Origin of the sequence: Sphingomonas metalli, assembly GCF_014641735.1 — a bacterium.
GTDB lineage: Bacteria > Pseudomonadota > Alphaproteobacteria > Sphingomonadales > Sphingomonadaceae > Sphingomonas > Sphingomonas metalli.
The window spans coordinates 1-1802 of record NZ_BMIH01000015.1; the positions used below are offsets into that span (position 1 = coordinate 1).

Below are 1802 nucleotides of genomic sequence, written 5' to 3' on the forward strand. Positions count from 1 at the left end.
CGGCTGGGGCGCCTGGGGCCTGCGCGAATATGCCGGACAGCCCCTCGCCGAAACCCCCAAGCGCCGCGCCGCCCTCGAATTCGGACGGTAAGCGCAACCACGGGAACCGGTCAGCCGGCCAGCAACGCCTCCACATGACGGCGCGCACTCCGCGCCGTCATCGCTTCCGAACAATGCTCCCGGGCAAAGGCTGCGGCGTTCTCGCCCAGCTTCGCCCGCAGCACGGGATCGTCCTGCAAACGCTCGATTGCCCGGGCGAGCGCGCCCGGATCGCGTGGCGGCACCAGCAATGCATTCTCTTCGTGTTGCGCATAGTCGTGAACGCCGCGGCTGTCGGTGACGATCTGCGCCTTGCCGAGATGCATGCCACCGACGAGCGTAACATGCCCATTTGGCGTTTCGCCCGTCAACAATGGGATCAGCGCCAGATCGGCGTGGGCAACCAGCGACCAGGCTTGGTCCCAAGGAAGGTTCGTGCGCACCTCGACATTCCCCGGCACGTCGATGCCAACGAGATTATGGGGGCGAGCGATGACGACGAAGCGCGTATCCGGCCGCTGCCGTGCGGCCGCCATCAGCGTCGCATAGTCGCGCGCCTCGCCACCCAGCGCCGCTACATAAGGCCCGGCGATCGATCGTGGTTCAGGGATGGAGAGTGGTGAGGCCACCCCCCAATGCAGGAAGTGAAAGCGCTCGATCGGCAGATCGAAATAATCTGCGTAAAGTTGGCGCTCCATTTGCGAAAAGACGACGAACCGCTCGACGGGCTGAAGAGCGCGAATCATCGCTTCCCGCTGCCGACCTTTGGGCAAATCCGTAAAATTGAACGCCCATGCGAGATGGGGGATCCGCGCTTTACCGCGTTGCACAATCGCTTCGACGTAGAAGCTATTGGCAGGGCCGATGCTTGTCAGCACAGCCGGTGGAGTGATCCGGCTGACCAGATTGAGATGAACCGCTGCCCGGATTCGTCCCCAATGAGGGCCAGGAAGTCTTGAAAGCCATTTACCACGCTGGGTCGAGAAATAGCGCCATGTAATGTCTACATCGTTCCAAAATGGCACAATCCAACGCCAATCCGGTGAAGCGTCGCCATATCCAAAAAGCTTAACCGGGCTATCCATTAACCAAGATCTTTCTTTGCAGTCGGCGCGTCCCGGGACTCATGTCTCGTTCGGCGACGGGCCGGTGAGCACGATATCATATCTGTTCTCGACGCAGCCGGCGGATGAAGAGTCTGTCAATATTTGCGCGCTAGGCTGGCTGCATGTCGCTCGGAGTCCAACGCATGCTGATGTCCATTGCCCAGAAGCTCCTGTCATCGTCCAAACTGGCTGCCAAGCTCAAAGCGGGTAGTGCCATCCTGGCGGTGCTGACTATGGGTGTTGTCCTTTCGTCTCAATCGTCGCCGAGCTCGGGCGTGTCCGTGCCGGTGCCTGCGTCCCTGCCGCTGCCGAGCGCAACGCCGACCCCGGCGCCGACTGCCAGCGCCCCGACCGGCGCCCGCGGCTTCAAGCTGGGTGTGAACGTGGCGCCGGCGTTTTATTATGGTGGCGAGCCGACGTTGGCGAATTTGGCGACGGGGGACAATTGGCGGGATGCGGCCTATTGGGACGGCTCGTATGATGCGGGCGGGTATCCGAAGCTGGCGGTAGGCACTGGGGCGTGGCGTGTTCTGACGCCGCCTTCATCGGTGATGTCGGGTCAGGGGACGACGATCGTGTGTACCTGGGAGGGTACGGCGGACGTTCAGGTCGGCGGCGAGCGGGGACCGGGCAAGGCGCTGGACCATGGCTATGAGT

The 1802-nt window shown here is 62.6% G+C and carries 1 protein-coding gene and 1 pseudogene; one reads left to right on the forward strand and one right to left on the reverse strand.

Annotated features, from left to right (window positions below; translation table 11 throughout):
- Nucleotides 1-110 precede the first annotated feature (110 nt).
- A complete protein-coding gene (locus tag IEX18_RS18455; RefSeq protein ID WP_188661420.1) occupies nt 111-1124 on the reverse strand; it encodes a glycosyltransferase in 1014 nt (337 codons plus the stop codon).
- Nucleotides 1125-1288: 164 nt separating this feature from the next.
- Here IEX18_RS18455 and IEX18_RS18460 point away from each other — a divergent pair.
- Nucleotides 1289-1802: pseudogene (locus tag IEX18_RS18460) on the forward strand (hypothetical protein); the annotation flags it as partial.